Below are 17,130 nucleotides of genomic sequence, written 5' to 3'. Positions count from 1 at the left end.
CTTGCCGGTGTACATATCCCAAATTCAGCCCTGCGCGTGCACTATTCTGGGGCGCGTGCGTTACTCAAACGATGTATTGGCCAACTTTTCACGCAACCCGAAGGCGCCCGAGGTGCCAGTCGAGGTGGGCATGCTCCTCGAAGACCCGTCGTCGGGCTACGTCGGAGAAGTGATGCGGGTCGCGAAAGTCGCCGGAAAGTGGCAGATGGAGCTCGAGGATCGTTTCAACAAACGACGCTCATTCTTCGTGGGCCCGGGGTTCTGGGCCGAGGGCAAACCCGTCACCCTGGTCCCGCCGAAACCGGCAACAACGACGTCGGGGCTGAAGACGGTCGCTGGTGCGCAGATTACCGCCTCCGGCTCGCGAGCCGTTGCCCATGAGGCTCGGGTGGCACGTCCGAGTCGCATTTGGGTTGAGGGAAAGCACGACGCCGAGCTGGTGTCGAAAATCTGGGGTGAGGATCTCGCCTACGTGGGGATTATGGTCGAAGAGCTCTTCGGCGCCGATCATCTCCTCGAGATCCTCGAGGTGTTCGGGCCTGATGAGCGCCACAGAGCCGGAGTTCTCCTCGATCATCTTGTTCCTGGGTCGAAGGAATCACGAATCGCGCAGGCCGCCATGCGAAAGCCCGGCGTGCTCGTCCTCGGCCACCCTTACGTGGACGTCTGGCAGGCAGTGAAGCCCAGCGCCGTCGGCATCCGGCAGTGGCCAACCGTGCCACGCGGAGAGGACATCAAGGTGGGCACTCTCACACGGCTCGGCTGGCCGCACTCGAACGCCGAAGACATCGGGCTGGGCTGGAAGCGCATCCTCGATTCAGTGCACTCCTATACGGATCTCTCCCCCGCCCTCCTCGGGCGCATGGAAGAGCTGATCGATTTCGTCACCGAAGGCGAGTAGCTACGCCCACGCGATCGGAGGGAGCAGGCCAATCGTGGTGCCGATTGCCCGTGAAGATTCGTCCACGAGTTCCACGAGATCGCGCCTGGACGCCTCGGGGGTCAAGCGGGCCGTGACCTGCTCACCTGCAAAGTGAACGGCTTCCGCGCTCTCCCAGCGGTAAAGCCAATCGAGAAGATCATGAGTGAGATAGGGAGGGAACTGCCCGCTCTCCGTGCCGTCCGCTAGCCAGCTCGCCTCGCCTTGATCGGAGAAAATCGCGAAGCCGCCGTCAGTGCGATCCAGGCGCGCCTCGTCCAGCGCACCAATCGAACCGTCCGGTCGCTGAGCAAGGGTAGCCGACACGAGAAGCTGCGCACCGTCGTCGGGAGAGATCGTCACGGCAGTCTTCCATTCCGTCTCACCGCTCTTGCCCTCGACGGCCATCAGGCCTGGCACGTCCGGTGCCAGGGCACGATCCATGAGCGTGTAACGATCATTGACCGCGAAAAATTTGGCAATGTCGCCAACTGTGTCTGCAACCTTCCAACCGCGCTTACGCATCTGCCCGCGCACGCGCGAGCGCTCATCCCAATGACCCTTGTTTTTGCCAAGGAACGAAAAGACGATCCCTCCGATGACAACCAGGAAAAACACGCCGACGAGAGAAAACATTGCGACATCGTTGACATTCATGAGGCAAAGCGTACCAGCATGGGCTGGTGGCACTAAAATGAGGACGTGTGTTCGCGACGCCGGGGTGTGGCTCGCCACAGGCCACTCGGCAGCATTACCAGAGCGCTCGGATGACGGTATCGGCGAGCAAGCGCCCCTTTACTGTCAGGATGAGACGGCTATGCATCGCGGGTACAGGCTCCACCAACCCGTCTGCAATGAAGCCCGCAACTACCTCGGGTGCGGCACCCTGGGGCGTTGCGATTCCCTCGCGCAGGCGGATGCCAAGCATGATCTGTTCTTCGCGTCGCTCATCGGCCGTGAGAAGCTCACGAGCAGCAGCCGGCGATTTTCCCTGTGCAAGCGCCGCCGCATATTGGATCGGGTGCTTCACATTCCACCAGCGTGTGCCATTGACGTGACTGTGAGCGCCAGGCCCATACCCCCACCAGTTAGCGTCCTGCCAGTAGGCGAGGTTGTGGCGAGAATGATGGCCAGGCTTGGCCCAGTTCGACACCTCGTACCACTCGTAGCCTGCGTTGGACAAAAGCTCCTCGGCGAGCATGTATTTGTCGGCGAGGACATCCGGGTCGGGCTCGGGAATCTCTCCGCGCCGGACTTGGCCACCCATCTTCGTGCCAGGCTCGATCGTGAGGCCGTAAGCGGAAATGTGCGGCGGATCGAGCGCGATCGCGGCCTCGAGTGAGGCGCGCCAATCATCCATGGACTCCCCTGGCGCTCCGTAAATCAGATCCACAGAATGCTCGAGCCCGAGCTCGCGCGCCCAGCCGACTGCGGCATCCACTTGGCCGGGAGTGTGGGCACGATCGAGAACCTGCAATACGTGCGAAACAGCCGACTGCATGCCGAACGAGACACGAGTGAAGCCGGCGTCGTGCAGGATGCGCAGGCGCTCAAAGGTGAGGGTTTCGGGGTTTGCCTCAGTTGTCACTTCTGCGCCAGGCTCGATACCGAACGTGGCACGCAGGCGCTCCAGGGTTGCAGCAAGATCCTTCGCAGGCAGGAGCGTTGGCGTCCCGCCTCCGAAAAAGACGCTCGTAACTTTGCCTGGGTTGCCGAGCACCCCCGCCGAGAGCTCAATCTCGCGCGCGAGCGTGTCGTGGTAGTCCGACGCCGACGCACCTGGCCCGAAGTCAAGGTTCGTGTACGTGTTGAAATCGCAATATCCGCAGCGTACGGCGCAAAACGGAATGTGGACGTAGGCTGCGAACCCGCTGGCAACGTTCGGATCGGGAAGCGAGCCGTCCCCAGGCGCGGGGACGCCGTCGGGAAGTTGCGCCACTAGAGCGCCTCCGACGCCGGTGCGCCTGTTTCGTTCGCGGGAACCGGGAGCGGGAACTCGCCCGGTACGCGCACAACTTTGAGATCGTGGATTGTCCGGCCGGCGTCGATACCGCGCTGTTCGAAGCGCGTCATGACGCGGTGCTCGAAGCGCGGGGCGAAGCCGCCCTCGTAGGCGCCGTCATCTGCCGGGTCCACCCGCTGGCCCTCGTGCGGGTTCGTAAACTCGGGGGCGTCCGTGACGACGTCGCGCATCTGCCACGCGTACGAATCCCAATCGGTTGCCAGCCGCCAGATTCCGCCTTCTTTCAGCACACCCGCGATTGTGCGCGCGAACGATGCCTTGACGATGCGGCGCTTGAAGTGCTTCTTCTTGCGCCACGGGTCTGGGAAGAATGTCCAGACTTCGTCTGCGCGCCGGTTCGGATTCTCGACGTCGGTGCGGAAGATGATCGGGAGGGCTTGTGCGGCGTCCACCTCAATGATGCGCACGTTGTGGGCGCCTTCCCGCTGTGCCGCGTTCACGCACCGCGCGACGCCGGGAGCCCAGGCTTCGACGGCGAGATAGTTGCGATCCGGGTTGGCGAGGGCGTTCGCAATCGTCTGTTCACCAGAACCCGGGCCGATCTCCACCGTGAGCGGCGCATCGCGGCCGAACGCCTCCGCGAGATCCATAAACGCATCGTCTGCAATCGTGGTGAGCGCCTCACCGGCAGGAATGGGAATCACGAACCGTGCTGCGTGCTCCTCCATCACCTTTTCAAACTTATCTCCCAGCCGTGAACCACGGCGGGAAAAAGACATGATTCGGCCAAAGTTTGGGTTCTGTTCACTCATTGTTACTTCTTCTGTTCGGGCATCTCGGAAGACAGGGCGGCAACGAAGGCCTCTTGCGGCACGTCAACACGGCCGATCGACTTCATGCGCTTCTTGCCTTCCTTCTGCTTCTCGAGGAGTTTGCGCTTACGCGAAATATCGCCGCCATAGCACTTGGCCAGCACGTCCTTACGGACAGCCTTGATCGTTTCACGCGCGATCACGCGAGTGCCGACGGCTGCCTGAACCGGAATTTCGAACTGCTGGCGTGGAATGAGCGTTTTGAGCTTTTTCGTCATTTCTGAGCCATATCCGAACGCGCGATCGCGGTGCACGATCGCGGAGAACGCATCCACCTGTTCGTGGTTGAGGAGGATATCAACCTTGACCAGATCTGCGGACTGTTCGCCCTCGCGCTTGTAATCGAGCGAGGCGTAGCCCTTGGTACGGGACTTGAGCTGATCAAAGAAGTCTGTGACGATCTCCGCGAGCGGCAACGTGTAGCGTAGCTCCACGCGATCCTCCGAAAGATAATCCATGCCTAGCAGATTGCCGCGACGCTCCTGGCACAGCTCCATCGACGTTCCCACGAAATCCTTCGGCGTCAGGATCGTTGCCGAAACCAACGGCTCGAAGATTTCTCGTACTTTACCGGCTGGAAACTCCGATGGATTCTGAACGATCACCTCTTCGCCACCTTCCGTAATCACACGGTAAATCACCGACGGGGCGGTAGCAATGAGATCGAGATTGAACTCGCGCTCGAGGCGCTCACGAATAATCTCCAAGTGAAGCAAACCAAGGAAGCCACAACGGAAACCAAAGCCGAGCGCAACCGAGTTTTCGGGCTCGTAAGTGAGGGCGGCGTCGTTAAGCTTGAGCTTATCCAAGGCGTCGCGCAAGGCTGGGTAATCGGAACCGTCGATCGGGTAGAGGCCGGAGAAGACCATGGGCTTGGGGTCGCGGTAGCCGGCAAGCGGCTCAGTGGCAGGCTTGCCGGCGTCGGTGAGGGTATCGCCCACACGCGACTGGCGCACATCCTTCACACCTGTAATGAGGTAACCGACCTCACCAACTCCCAGCCCCTTGGTTGGAGCTGGTTCGGGCGAAATGACGCCGATTTCCAGCAGCTCGTGCGTGGACTTCGTGGACATCATCTGAACTTTCTGGCGCGGAGAAAGCTCACCATCGACCACTCGCACGTAAGTGACCACGCCGCGATAAGAATCGTAAACCGAATCGAAGATCATCGCGCGTGGCGCGACGCCGGGGGTGCCAACTGGCGCCGGAACCTCGGAAACGATGCGGTCCAGGAGCTGATCCACTCCCTCGCCCGTCTTTCCTGAGACCCGGATACACTCGCTCGGATCCACGCCAATGAGGTTACCGAGCTCTTCGGCGTAACGATCGGGATCTGCCGCCGGAAGATCAATCTTGTTCAAAACCGGGATGATCGCCAGATCGTTTTCGAGCGCCATGTAGAGGTTTGCGAGGGTTTGCGCTTCGATACCCTGCGCTGAATCAACCAAGAGGATCGCCCCCTCACAGGCAGCAAGGGAACGTGAGACCTCGTAAGCGAAGTCCACGTGGCCGGGGGTATCGATCATGTTCAGCGCGTACGCCTGGCCGCCAACGCTCCACGGCATGCGCACGGCCTGCGATTTGATCGTGATACCGCGCTCGCGCTCAATATCCATGCGATCCAAATACTGCGCGCGCATAGCGCGCTCATCCACGACGCCGGTGAGCTGAAGCATACGATCGGCGAGGGTGGACTTCCCGTGGTCGATGTGGGCGATGATACAAAAATTGCGAATCAGCGCGGGATCGGTGGCCGCTGGGACGATGGCCGCTTTTTCGCGGTCGGTCGAAATAGGCAAAGTAATCCTCCTGTATGAACATACAAACTTTACCAAGCGCAGGCACGCGGCGGCGAGGGTAGCGTGTGAGCTTCAGGGGAAGTTACGCAATTCATCACTTTTATTATCGCTTCATTGAAAATATACTCAAGAGGCACATATTTCACACCGCGCAGGTGTCCGAGCAATTGGAGAATTCGTGATAAAAGCGCACACCTTGATTCCCGTCTTGTCGCTGGGGCTTGCTCCCCTCGCTATTCCTGTGTCGCCGCTGGCCATCCCACAACCCGACGCGTACGTCTTCGACCTGCTCGATGTTCCAGCACTCGAAGCTCCGGAATCGGCCGCCCCGACGACGGCACCTGCCGGCTACGACGTTGTCGTTGATGCAGCTTCGTCTCGAGTCGCACCGGTGGCACTCGGCGGCACGAACGACTACACCGTGATCACTCAGCCTCTGGACACCCAACACTTCAATGTTGCGGCCGCGACCTGGACCGGGGCGGATCCACAGCTAGTTGAGATGCGCACACGCACCAACGGCACCTGGTCGCCGTGGTATTCACTCGACATCGAGAGGGACGAAGGCCGCCAAGGCGAGGCACCCGGCACCGAACCGATGATGGCTGCCGGAGCCGACGGGGTTCAGGTTCGAGCAAAGTTCATTCAGACCCCGAAGGACTTCCAGGTGGCGCTCCTCACTGGCGCTGGAACTCACGGAACTGAACGCGAGGCGCGCACCGACGTCGCCGAGCAACTCCCGCCGGCAGGTACGGATAAACAGGCGGCTATCGGCGAGACGACAACGTTCGAGAACGCTCTCTTCCGCGAGGCACCGACGTCGATAACAAACGCGGCTTTCTCCCGCGACTTTGCGATGGCACCCGCTCCCGTTACGAACATTCCCGCGCCGACCGTTGTCAGCCGCGCCCAGTGGGGCGCCCCCGCGAAGGCCGAGTGGCGGCCCGAAAGCGCAACTCTGAAGGCTGCAGTCATTCATCACACAGCAGGAAACAATACGTACACGAGTGCACAGTCGCCGTCGATCGTGAAAGCAATCTGGAACTATCATGCCAACATGCGGCAGTGGGGCGACATCGGATACAACTTCCTCATCGACAAGTACGGGACCGTCTTTGAGGGCCGTGAAGGCTCACTCAACTCACCTGCAGGGAAAATGAGTATCGGCGCGCATGCTGCACCGGCCAACAGCGGGTCCGTCGGCATTTCAGTGATGGGGAACTACTCGCAGATCCAGCCGCCCCAGGCCGCCATCGACCAGATCGTGAATATGATCGCATGGCAGTTTGGCCGCGCCGGGATCGACCCGAATGGTACGTGGTCCACCATGACGAAGTTCGCCAAGACTCCGCTCACCAAGCCTGTAATTCTCGGCCATAAGGACGTGTCCTACACCGACTGCCCGGCACTGATCGAAAACTATCTGCCGACGATTCGTGCCAACGTTGCGAAGGCAATCGCCGATGCGTCTGCAGATCAGACCACCAGTCCGACTCCCATTTCGCAAAACCAAGATTACTCCGAGCAAAAGACTGCAAATTACTCGTGGAATCGAACCGATATCGGATGGGGCTGGGCATCGACCCAGTACACTGCAGTCTTCGCAGCGGGCGACCTCGATGGCAATGGCTACAACGATATGATGCTCACCGACCGCAACGGCTTCCTGTGGTTCTACCCCATGAATTCACGCACACGCTTCATGCAGAGACTGCAGGTTGGATGGGGGTGGCGCAACATGAGCACAGTGTTCGGAGGATCGGATTTTGATGGTGACGGAAATGTCGACATCCTCGGCATCGAAAAGGTTACTGGAAATCTTATTTTGTACCCCGGGCGCGGCGACGGTCACTTCCTCGCAAAAAAGACAATCGGTGTTGGCTGGGGCGATGTCTCAAACATCTCTGTGACCGGGAACGGATTCGACGGCAAACCGATGATCATGGGGACATCAGCTGGTTACCTTCGTGCTTGGCGGACTGACGGCCGCGGAAACCTCACAACTCGCACGACCTTTGGCCCGGGCTGGAATACCACCGTTCTTACCGCCATTACAGGCGATATCACAGGAGACGGCATTCCCGATATGTGGGCGGTTCGCAATAACGGAGATCTTTACCTTTACGCCCCGAAGGATGGACGCGCACAAACCTTCAATTACTCAAAGATTGGGTATGGGTGGAAAGGCATTCGTTATTTCCTCACACAGTCTGGCGATCCACGCGAAGTTCGCGCTATTTTCCCTGACGGAATCTTGCGTAAGTACACGCTAAGGTCACTCCGGATGAAATAGGCTCATCGCTCCCACGAGGATGCGGGGCTATACCAAAATTGTGGTGGGTTTCTACGAAGCGATTTCGTAGAAACCCACCACAATTGTCCGAGACAGTCGCAGATATCGTTCGGCGATAAAATCGGAGTATCTTCTCACCCCAGACGATCGATCAAAACGGTCTTCCAATCAATTGTCGACAACGCATCAACGAAGCTCTGAGAATCGTAGCCCTTCGTGACAAAAATTCGCAGCCGCGACGCATACACCCGAGCCCCTACCCTCATGATGAACTGAGAAAGTGATGGCGAAAAAGTACTCGAATCAATTGCCAAGGTTGGCTGGTCAGTACTCACAGCTTCAACAAGATCACAAGGTGCCTCTCCGAGCACCACAACCAGTTCACAATTGTCACTACCAGCGCCAGGCACAAAGCAGTAGTTGAAAACTGATACGTCATATCCGTCGATAACCGTGTATGAGCCTTGAGACCTGACGTCGACGTGGAAGTCACCCGGCAAGCCTAGATCCACACCTGCCGAAATGCGCGCTTTCCTCACGGCATCCGACCAGTGAGAAAGAATTACGGCATCAGTCGTACCGTTTTCCGTCACATACCTCAGCGCCCATTCGCCATCAAGCGAATCAATTCGCGTGTCCAGCAACTGGGTAGAGCTGGTCTTCAGTGCCGCCCCCAGACTCACCTCATCCATTTCGTAGCGAAGCACCGATTGCCCAAATCTCCTCTCAAGATACCAATTATGCTCGGAGTCAATGACCAACTTTCGGCCCAACTGAACGTCCACACCAACCAAATGCTCACCTTGCTCGAACAGCCGCACCGAGCCAACTTCAATCTTGCTGCGTGGCTCGAGAGGCTGCCCGTGAATAAACTGGCGAATAACTCCCATCATCGATGGCAATCCGCGCTTTGCAACATCAGTATGTACTCCACTGATTCGATGGGAAACGAAATTGGCCGCATCCTGCGGAAACTCGACGAGAGACTGATTCGACAGCTCGTCCTTTAAGGTATAGAAGAAGTCAATTCTTCGTCCTTCATTGCAGTATTCCTGCAGCAGGTCGCCAGGCGCAACGACGCCCCGCATTGCTTCGAACATGAAGAGATTCTCTCGAAATGCTGGTTTCGTGAAATAATACGGAAGATTGAGTTGCGGGGTGGATACCACCAGATGCGACTTTGGGAAAAACTGTCCGTAAAATAATGCAATGCTTGCACCCTTTGAGGCACCAAAGAGCAAAGCTTGACTTGAATCAAGACCGAAATTATCAAGAATATCCGTCATCGCACCACGAACATCCTCAACTACTGATCGGCCTTGCGAATCTACAAGCATGTAAGAGCCAGGAACATAATATCGATCTTGGAAAACAACCACAGCTGTACGGAGCAGCTCCGTGGGAGACAATCCTTTCAAATACGACACAGTATAAGAAATTGACGACGTGGAAAGCGTAAATCCAGGGAAGGTAAACACAACCCGCTCCGGAGCAACGGTGTTCCCTCGAATTGAATAGAAAACCTTTCCGTGTTGACGGACGTCAAAGCGTGCATCAAATCGCGCCTGCTCGCGTGTCACAAACGGATACGGAGAGACAGACACACTGAACTTCCCGCGCAAGTTGATCGCATAATCTTCTGGGTTCGCGCTCGTCCCAACCATATTGCGATACTCTACGGGTTTCCCTGCTTCCGGCGGTTCGATCACGTTTCCATATATCTGTTCACCACGACAATACAGCTTGATGTACTCGCCAACATGTGAAGACCAGCTCTTGTAACAAAGGCGCACGTAGAACTTTCCAGGTCCTAACGGCATACTTTCTGCTTGCCGCATCGTCAAGGCGATGTCCGTACCTTCGAAACGTGACGCAACTTTCTTCGTCAACCGATTGCCACGAAGAGAATCAAGGACAGCCTGCGGAGCGCCCGTTCGCCCTGCCCCTATAAGCAATTTGTCAAGCTGTGTTTTTGAAAATGCCCGCAGTTTACGAAGTGGGTGACGCATTAGTTATTTCCTGTCTGCTTATTTCGGCGACGCGCTTGTTGAAGAATCGCTTGGAGTGTTCGCTCGCTGTTGGAACGATCATCGAAAGCGAAAAACTTCGAGATTCGGGCTCGATAGAAATCACTGAGCTGGGTACCACGATCTAAGGAATCAAGAATTGCGTCCACCGTACTCTCGACATCATACACAACCGGACCAAACCCATCATTCTCATAGGAGAAATATCCCTCATCATATGAATGGCTTGAGAAAAACTCATCATGATCAAACTGCGTGTAGATGACCGGTTTGCGTAGATACGCAAAGTCGAAAGCAACCGAAGAATAATCCGTAATGAGCAAAGATGCCTGTGCGAACATCTGCGAATAATCGTGCGGGCCAGCCTGAATCACAAAAGCTTTCCCACCTTTAAAATCGCCTGAATTCATTACGTGATTCGGATGCAAGAAAAGTTCAGCCTCATATCCGTACCGCAATAGAGCGTCATTAAGGCGCTGATCCGAAATCAGTTCCTGAATGAATTGATAATATCGAGTGTTTTTAAACCCTGGAGCATACGGGCGTTGTCCTGTTGCTGGATCAACAGCACTTGCGATTTTCTGACGCCAGGTTGGCGCGAACACAATTTTCTTGGTTGGCCGGTTCTCCAGTCGGTCAAATCTCGGCATTCCTGTGAGAACTACTTCCCCATTGGTATAGCCATACTCCTCGTTAGCAATAGACGCCTGCTCGGCAGGACTGGAAGTAACGAAAACTCGGATATCTTTATAACTCTTGTTGAGCCAACCAGACAGATCGTCCTTTGTAATGCCATGTTGCAGGAAAACAAAGTCAAAATTGTACAGATCCGACATGTATTGCTTCATGCCACGGAACGCATTCACAACGACATCGTCAGCCTGTGATGAAATCACCTGTGCAGACATCAGGTGGACGAGGGGGAACAGCGGTGACTGTGGGTCGATGACTCGGCCAATCTGCTTCATTCGCGGATAGTCCGGTGAATCCTTTCGTATCACGAAGATCGGCAGAACATTATCCGGAGTGTGAGTTGCCAAGTAACGGAAGAACGCTTCGCCGTTATCGCCTGCCGCATAAGGACGATCGGACACTAGCCAAATTTCCTTGGAGAGGCGTGGCCTCACTAGTTGACATATCCAACGATAGCCGAGCAGTGCGAGCGCACGCTTTCCACGCCGAAGCAAAGGCCGAGCGATGCGCCGGGAAAACCCTAATTCACGCTTGAGAATTCTGGCCGGGGTGACTGCTTCCACGGCAAGCCCACGGTTGGTGAAATTCGTAAGCATGATATCGCCGTACACTCGGTGAGCACCACCAAATCGAGGCATTTTCGCCATTTGCTCAAAGACAAATCGAACACGAAATATCTTATCCCCCAACCTGACAGCCGGATGATAGACGTCACCAACAACCGCTGAGAACTTCTGGTTAAAGACCCAAGGCTCATACACTAGGCGCCCGTTATTTGATACCTGGCGCCACTTCGGTATGGACGCCCGTTCGAACCGGATGAAACTCCCGTTTCGTAGAATCCCAAATTCGATATCTGGGAATTGAATACCAAAGTAGGCGCCATGCAGAGTAATAGTTCGATCAGAAGCATCAAGGTAATCGACGTGCATCAAGACGCTTTCAATTCGAAAACGCCAGATTTCGCGACCACGATAGTAAAATGCGGCGCCGTCACGCTCGGAGTGTTGAACGACATCCTCGCCGAATTTGATCGAGAGGGCATAAATTTTGAAAATGTCGCGAAGGAAAGGCTGAGCCATAATGACATCGACATCGATGCGTTCAAGCAAAGCCCTCATTACACTTTCGTACTCGTCAAGTTCCTCCCGATCGAGAACAAATTGTTGCTTATCCGACAGACGCCATTCCATGTCATGCATAGCAACATTTTGTACATACTTGGGAATAATCCCCAGTGAGTTCGAGTACTGTTCGAAAAGTTCTTCCCAGGCATACCTCAGCACTGGCGTGTACGACGCAGGGTCGGCTTTGAAAGTATCAATCGCTGACGATCCTTCAGCGCGCTTGCGATAGAGATACGCGACCGAAGACACCAAACCAAGTTTCGTAGCTACCATAATCGCTTGAGTAATGAATTTTGCATCTTCTGCCAGATGGATTCGCGCGTCAAAACGGATGTTGTGCTGTTGAAGTAACGCCCGGCGGACAAAACACGATGCTGCTGAAAGCTGGACGTCTTTCCAATCGTCGAGTACGTCGATGACACGTGTACCAGGACCGAATTTGTTGTTCAGTCGATGCTCACCGGTCCGCCCGTCGAAAAATTGCATCGGAATCGAAACGACGTCGACATCGGAGTGTACGGCAAAGAATTGCGCAACTTCCCCTAGAACGTTAGGACCGTACAAGTCGTCAGAGTCCAGAAAACCGACGTACTGGCCACGCGCATGTTCAATTCCTAAATTCTTAGAATCACTCGTACCACTATTCGGTTTGGAGAAAAGGTGAATTTTTCCCGGATACCGATCCACATACGACTGCGCAATCTCTGCCGAACCATCAGTAGAACCGTCGTTAATGAGAATAATTTCAGTACGCTCAAACATCGATTCAGCCTGACGAATGATGCTATCAATCGTCTCCCCCACGTACTTCTCCGTGTTGTAGACCGGAACGACGATAGTGAACAACGGATCAAACTGAGTTGTAGCGCCCATTCGCGTACTCCATTCCCTCGCGATTCTCACCTGAGTAATTCTACAGCAGAGAACATACGCAGTATCGGACCTGCAGCAACGCGTTATCATCATATGGAAGGATATTTTCGCTTGACTTAGAGGAGCCATGATGCGCGTACTCGTCGCCGGAGGAGCCGGCTTTATTGGATCTCACACAGTGGTCAAACTTGTCGAAGCAGGACACGAACCGATCATTGTCGACAATTTTTCGAACTCGAAACCTGTTGTTATCGACCGGCTTGAAGCTCTCACTGGCTCGCACCTGACCTGGTACAACGCCGACCTGACCAACCGCGAGATCACCGAAGCGATTTTCACTCAGGAACAGCCGGACGCTGTCATCCACTTCGCTGGCCTGAAGGCTGTGGGTGAGTCGGTTGAAAAACCATTGTGGTACTACGAAACCAATATGAACACCACGTTCAACTTGCTCCATGGAATGGCGACAGCTGAAACTCGTCACATTGTTTTCTCGTCTTCAGCGACTGTCTACGGCAATAACCCGATCCCATTCCAGGAAGATATGGAGGCCGTCAACTCACTCTCGCCGTACGGGTATTCGAAAGTCGCGATCGAACGTGTACTGACCGATACAGCCAAAGTTGCCGATATTCAGGTAGGCCTCTTACGTTACTTCAACCCAGTCGGCGCACACCCATCCGGGACGATCGGCGAAGATCCGCTCGGTATTCCGAACAATTTGATGCCCGCAATCGCCTCCGTTGCCACTGGTCGCCGCGAGAAGCTTTACGTGTTCGGCACCGATTACCCCACCCCCGATGGTACTTGTCTACGTGATTACATCCATGTGCAGGATCTCGCAGCAGGCCACGTCGCCGCACTCGATTACCTTGCAGCTCACGACACCAAGGTTCGAGCATGGAACTTTGGCACTGGCCAAGGCACCTCCGTCTTGGAGCTTATTCACGCATTTGAAAAAGCCTCGGGCCTTACGCTCCCCATCGAGTATGCGCCTCGGCGCGACGGCGATCGCGACGCATTCTGGGCTGATGCCTCACGCGCCAAGATCGAACTCGGATGGACCGCCGAAAAGACGATCGACGAAATGTGCGCGGATACATGGCGGTTCCAACAGGCGAATCCGGAGGGCTATCCTGACGGAGATCCCATCTCTCGCCCAGCCCAACTTTAAAAATATGTACCCGGCGCGGTGAATGAACCGCGCCGGGTACATATTTTTTATCGATGCGTACTTGTCTTTTCCTGGGCACCGACTAGTGGAAGGAGCAAAAGTAGCGGAGCGACCCAAATGAGGTTAAGAGCGTACCGGGTGGAAGTCACGGGAGAAGGCGCAAGAAGCACAAGAGATGCCACAATCGGGATCCAGTAGGCGGTCACAGGCCAACGTCGTGTTCTGATTAAGGCGATCACCAGCGAAGCGACGGGAATCCACAGCGTATAGAATGCAACGCTACCGAACGCTGCAGTCGCACCAGCTTTGGGATACCACTGCGTCGCATGGAATACGAAATCGCGCGCGGGCTTTAATACGGCTGGATATTTCACTGCCTGATACTTGCCAGCTTCATAATAAAAGCCTACCTGCTTTTGGTCCGAAACGAACCCGAGGATAGGGAAAATCAGCGAACCGACAATGGTAGCTGGTTCCCGAGCCAATTGTTTCAACCACACCTTGTAGTAGGCTGCGAACTCGTCCTCAGTGGCGTCAAAATTAGACCGGTTCTTCACGGGATCGCTGAGCGAAAAATCATACCTCTCAGCGAGTGTGTCGTATTTCAATATACGATCGATAACAGCTTTTTCTTCAGCTGTGACCTGCTGCGGATGCGCCGACACGTATGCGGCGGTTGCCTGATAAAGTGGACCCAAAGATTCCGCTTTCTGACCAGGTTCAACGTTCAGAAGTGGGAACACAACGAAGGGCATAACAGTGTGCATGAAAACAAGCACCGCTCCCGTCGAAGCAAGGAAACGAACGCGAAATTTCAGAGATTTTATTGCGAAAAGCATCAAAAGAACGACGAGCAGTAGAACAAACTCACCAGTCTTCTTGGTCAAAACAAACATCAACAGAGTCAGTGAAAAACCGACCGCCCACTTCCAAGAGCTGAGGACCGCTCCTCGTGTGTGAAGAATCTTCGCGAACATCACGAAAAAGACAATGAAGAATGGGACCTGAGTAGAATCTTTGACCACACAAATGGCATACATCGGGTAAACCGGGAGCAACGCAAACATGACGTATGCGATGAGAGTCAGTGACCGACCTTTGTCAAACCCACGGAAGAACGAGACGGCATACGCGACTGCGAAAGCGGTGCCAACAATTTGGGTCAGTGCTAGGAGCGCCATGCCAAGATTCCAGCCTGCGTTGACGGCCCCCAAAGGAAGGTACTGAGAGACAACAGACGAAAAGTAAACAACTGCGCCGTAAACCAATGTATCAAGGAGCGGATTAGCATCCTTGAAACGGAACCCCTCGCTCGGCAGACTCACCGTCTTAACATCGTCACCTAAGAAATTCCTGATCTGTAACACCGTATCCATGTTCGCTGTTCCTGGATAGAAGACCAGCAAGTACGGTAGCCAAAAGACGATGAGTATGCCAGCAAGTTGAGGCACCGAAGCATTTTCAACGAAACGCAAGGGACCCGGCAGTTTTTTCCCTGCGAAGTGCGTGTACAACAACGTTGCAATCCCGTATGCAACAACCCAGAATGGTATCCCCACCACTGTGAGGCCGATGAGCGTGAGTGGGCCTACTTCCCACCTCCCGGTCGGAACAAGAGACATGCCCAGCGCATTGATAAATGACGTCAGCGTCCCTGCAACGAGCAGAACGACGACGGGCATCCGGTTTGCGCTAAGGAGATGACGATACTCGCTCAGAGTATTCATTGATGGCTTCCCCCCTCCAGATCGCGGCGCAGAAGGGCTAACTCTTGAGTGAGCTTAGTGACCTGCCGGCGTTGCTTGGACAAGGCTCTCGAATACGTGAACGACAAATAAATCAGTAGTACAAGGGCAAAGAAGAATGCCATGCTGGAGACGTTTTCGATACCAAACGTTTCGGCGACAACACGAAGAAGGGGATAAATCCACGCAGACAACACAATCAAGCTAGCAAGCACCAGCCAAAAGAGACCGTGCCTGAAATCAAGCTTGTGCGTCTTGATGTTCTTGAGAACGTACAGCGCGAGAAGCAGCCCGACAAGGGTGACTAGCAACGACAAGACAACGGGCATTTTAGAAGTCCTCCTGAGGGAACCGGGAAACCAGGAACAGCTGAATTACGACGTTCAGCATGTAATAGACCGACGACAGGCCACCGATCGAGGATTCCCCGAATTCCCTTTCATTCATTGTGACAGGAACCTCAAGAGTACGCAGCCGGCTCTTAAGAACAGCGAGATTAGTCAACGGTTCCGGGTATTCAGACGGATAACGATCGGCAAACTGCTGAATAATCTCCGAATTTGCTGCGCGAAATCCTGACGTCGAATCGAGAATCGTTTTCCCCCTGGTGAGAAACTTCGTCACCGACGAGATGGTCTTAATCCCAACGCGACGTAGCCACGTACTTTGAAAGCCTGCGCCCTTAGCATCCCCTACAAACCGCGACCCCACAACGAAGTCAGCTTCACCCGCTAGGATCGGGCCGACAATTTTGTCGATTTCATCTGTGCGGTGTTGACCATCGCCGTCGAACTGGATCGCCACATCATAGCCATGGCGTTGCGCCCAGCGATACCCAGTCTGCATCGCACCGCCAATCCCCAAGTTGTTTGGAAGATCGAGGAAGTTTGCACCAACCGACCGCAAGATCTGTGCAGAATTATCCGTCGAGCAATCGTTAATCACAAGATAGTCGTAACCCGATCGACGCAAGCCCTCAACAACGTTCGCAATTCCACCCGCCTCGTTATAACAAGGGACAAGCACTACCACGCGTCCGTGACTACTCCCCATCTAGCCAACCTTCCTCGAAAAATCATGCATAAGCCCATGAAATTTTAACATTGGTTCACTTCGAGAAAATGACAAATCTCTGGATTAAGTAGTTTGCGCAGAAAATGACGATTTCAACAGGGATCTTGATCGCCACAGGTGCGACGGCGAACACAAAACTCAGCAGATACACAGCTAGCGCCGACACCGTCATTTGTGTGACAACGAGAGCATAGTACTGATAGATCGCGTTCTTTTTTTGGCTTTTGAAAACGAAGTACGAGTTGAGAAGAAAATTCACGAAAGACGAGATCGCTCGTGCAAGCACAGTGGCAACAAGAATCGAATAACGTCCCATGACCGCCTGCAACGCAATTTGGAATACGGCGAAGAGCACCACATCTAGCACGAAGGAAATTCCAGCACTCACAATATAACGGACAATTGCACCGAACTCGCTGGACGCTCGGCCTCGATCAGATCTGTCTCGCTGCGGGTCAACCACTACTTGCGTTCCTTCCATCGACTTGCGGATCGATTCCACCACGTTCCTGGATGTTGATAGCATACACGCTAGTAGGCGCAGTAACGTCGCGTCACCACTTCGCTCGAA

General features: G+C 54.9%; 13 protein-coding genes. 3 read left to right on the top strand and 10 right to left on the bottom strand.

The features are described 5' to 3' along the window. Positions 1-55 precede the first annotated feature (55 nt). Entirely contained in the window at positions 56-901 is an 846-nt protein-coding gene (locus P8A24_RS04105; protein ID WP_278060019.1) for a DUF3097 family protein, read from the top strand. On the opposite strand, the gene P8A24_RS04100 is transcribed toward P8A24_RS04105, so the two are convergent. The 4 genes from P8A24_RS04100 to lepA all read right to left on the bottom strand — a co-directional run bounded on the left by P8A24_RS04100 (position 902) and on the right by lepA (position 5,553). Beyond that, positions 902-1,576 carry a hypothetical protein gene (locus P8A24_RS04100; RefSeq protein WP_278060017.1) on the bottom strand — a complete coding sequence of 225 codons (675 nt, stop codon included), beginning with the start codon at positions 1,574-1,576 and terminating at the stop codon, positions 902-904. 94 nt (positions 1,577-1,670) lie between these two features. After that, positions 1,671-2,858 (bottom strand): radical SAM family heme chaperone HemW, encoded by a 1,188-nt coding sequence (gene hemW / locus P8A24_RS04095; protein ID WP_278060015.1) that lies wholly within the window; start codon positions 2,856-2,858, stop codon positions 1,671-1,673. After that, the gene (gene trmB, locus P8A24_RS04090; protein WP_278060013.1) at positions 2,858-3,694 is read right to left on the bottom strand and encodes a tRNA (guanosine(46)-N7)-methyltransferase TrmB; all 837 of its coding nucleotides are present in this window, start codon (positions 3,692-3,694) and stop codon (positions 2,858-2,860) included. The genes hemW and trmB overlap by 1 nt, the downstream gene beginning before the upstream one ends. Before the next feature lie 2 nt (positions 3,695-3,696). Continuing rightward, positions 3,697-5,553 (bottom strand): translation elongation factor 4, encoded by a 1,857-nt coding sequence (gene lepA, locus P8A24_RS04085; protein ID WP_278060011.1) that lies wholly within the window; start codon positions 5,551-5,553, stop codon positions 3,697-3,699. A 178-nt stretch (positions 5,554-5,731) separates the two neighbouring features. On the opposite strand from lepA, the gene P8A24_RS04080 reads away from it, so the two are divergent. Further along, positions 5,732-7,846, top strand: a complete 2,115-nt coding sequence (locus P8A24_RS04080; RefSeq protein WP_278060009.1) for an N-acetylmuramoyl-L-alanine amidase — start codon at positions 5,732-5,734, stop codon at positions 7,844-7,846. 134 nt (positions 7,847-7,980) lie between these two features. Here the strand turns inward: P8A24_RS04080 and P8A24_RS04075 are convergent, their stop codons facing one another. Both P8A24_RS04075 and P8A24_RS04070 read right to left on the bottom strand, forming a co-directional pair. Then, positions 7,981-9,855 carry a hypothetical protein gene (locus P8A24_RS04075; protein ID WP_278060007.1) on the bottom strand — a complete coding sequence of 625 codons (1,875 nt, stop codon included), beginning with the start codon at positions 9,853-9,855 and terminating at the stop codon, positions 7,981-7,983. Beyond that, entirely contained in the window at positions 9,855-12,566 is a 2,712-nt protein-coding gene (locus P8A24_RS04070) for a bifunctional glycosyltransferase/CDP-glycerol:glycerophosphate glycerophosphotransferase (protein WP_278060005.1), read from the bottom strand. Before P8A24_RS04070 ends, P8A24_RS04075 begins: the two co-directional genes overlap by 1 nt. Positions 12,567-12,693: 127 nt before the next feature. Between P8A24_RS04070 and galE the strand changes: the two genes are divergently transcribed. Beyond that, complete coding sequence (gene galE / locus P8A24_RS04065) at positions 12,694-13,740, top strand: UDP-glucose 4-epimerase GalE (RefSeq protein ID WP_307014880.1); 1,047 nt, start codon at positions 12,694-12,696, stop codon at positions 13,738-13,740. 47 nt (positions 13,741-13,787) lie between these two features. Here the strand turns inward: galE and P8A24_RS04060 are convergent, their stop codons facing one another. The 4 genes from P8A24_RS04060 to P8A24_RS04045 form a co-directional block, all read right to left on the bottom strand. After that, on the bottom strand, positions 13,788-15,467 hold the full coding sequence (locus tag P8A24_RS04060) for a DUF6020 family protein (RefSeq protein ID WP_278060002.1): 1,680 nt from the start codon (positions 15,465-15,467) through the stop codon (positions 13,788-13,790). After that, entirely contained in the window at positions 15,464-15,814 is a 351-nt protein-coding gene (locus P8A24_RS04055; protein ID WP_278060000.1) for a DUF2304 domain-containing protein, read from the bottom strand. The genes P8A24_RS04060 and P8A24_RS04055 overlap by 4 nt, the downstream gene beginning before the upstream one ends. 1 nt (position 15,815) lies before the next feature. Continuing rightward, positions 15,816-16,517, bottom strand: a complete 702-nt coding sequence (locus P8A24_RS04050) for a glycosyltransferase family 2 protein (RefSeq protein ID WP_278059998.1) — start codon at positions 16,515-16,517, stop codon at positions 15,816-15,818. 76 nt (positions 16,518-16,593) lie between these two features. Further along, positions 16,594-17,061: a GtrA family protein gene (locus P8A24_RS04045; protein ID WP_278059996.1), complete on the bottom strand. Its 468-nt coding sequence runs from the start codon at positions 17,059-17,061 to the stop codon at positions 16,594-16,596. Positions 17,062-17,130 lie beyond the last annotated feature (69 nt).

It is taken from the genome of Arcanobacterium wilhelmae (genome assembly GCF_029632765.1).
Taxonomy (GTDB): domain Bacteria; phylum Actinomycetota; class Actinomycetes; order Actinomycetales; family Actinomycetaceae; genus Arcanobacterium; species Arcanobacterium wilhelmae.
The sequence above is the reverse complement of the archived record's forward strand: the minus strand, read 5'-3'. Positions and strand labels throughout refer to the sequence as shown.

Bases quoted from the DNA above. Each gene is read 5' to 3' on its own strand.
- P8A24_RS04055 (WP_278060000.1), bottom strand. From the start codon at position 15,814: ATGCCCGTTGTCTTGTCGTTGCTAGTCACCCTTGTCGGGCTGCTTCTC.
- P8A24_RS04075 (WP_278060007.1), bottom strand. From the start codon at position 9,855: ATGCGTCACCCACTTCGTAAACTGCGGGCATTTTCAAAAACACAGCTT.
- galE (WP_307014880.1), top strand. From the start codon at position 12,694: ATGATGCGCGTACTCGTCGCCGGAGGAGCCGGCTTTATTGGATCTCAC.
- trmB (WP_278060013.1), bottom strand. From the start codon at position 3,694: ATGAGTGAACAGAACCCAAACTTTGGCCGAATCATGTCTTTTTCCCGC.
- P8A24_RS04070 (WP_278060005.1), bottom strand. From the start codon at position 12,566: ATGGGCGCTACAACTCAGTTTGATCCGTTGTTCACTATCGTCGTTCCG.
- P8A24_RS04060 (WP_278060002.1), bottom strand. From the start codon at position 15,467: ATGAATACTCTGAGCGAGTATCGTCATCTCCTTAGCGCAAACCGGATG.
- P8A24_RS04100 (WP_278060017.1), bottom strand. From the start codon at position 1,576: ATGAATGTCAACGATGTCGCAATGTTTTCTCTCGTCGGCGTGTTTTTC.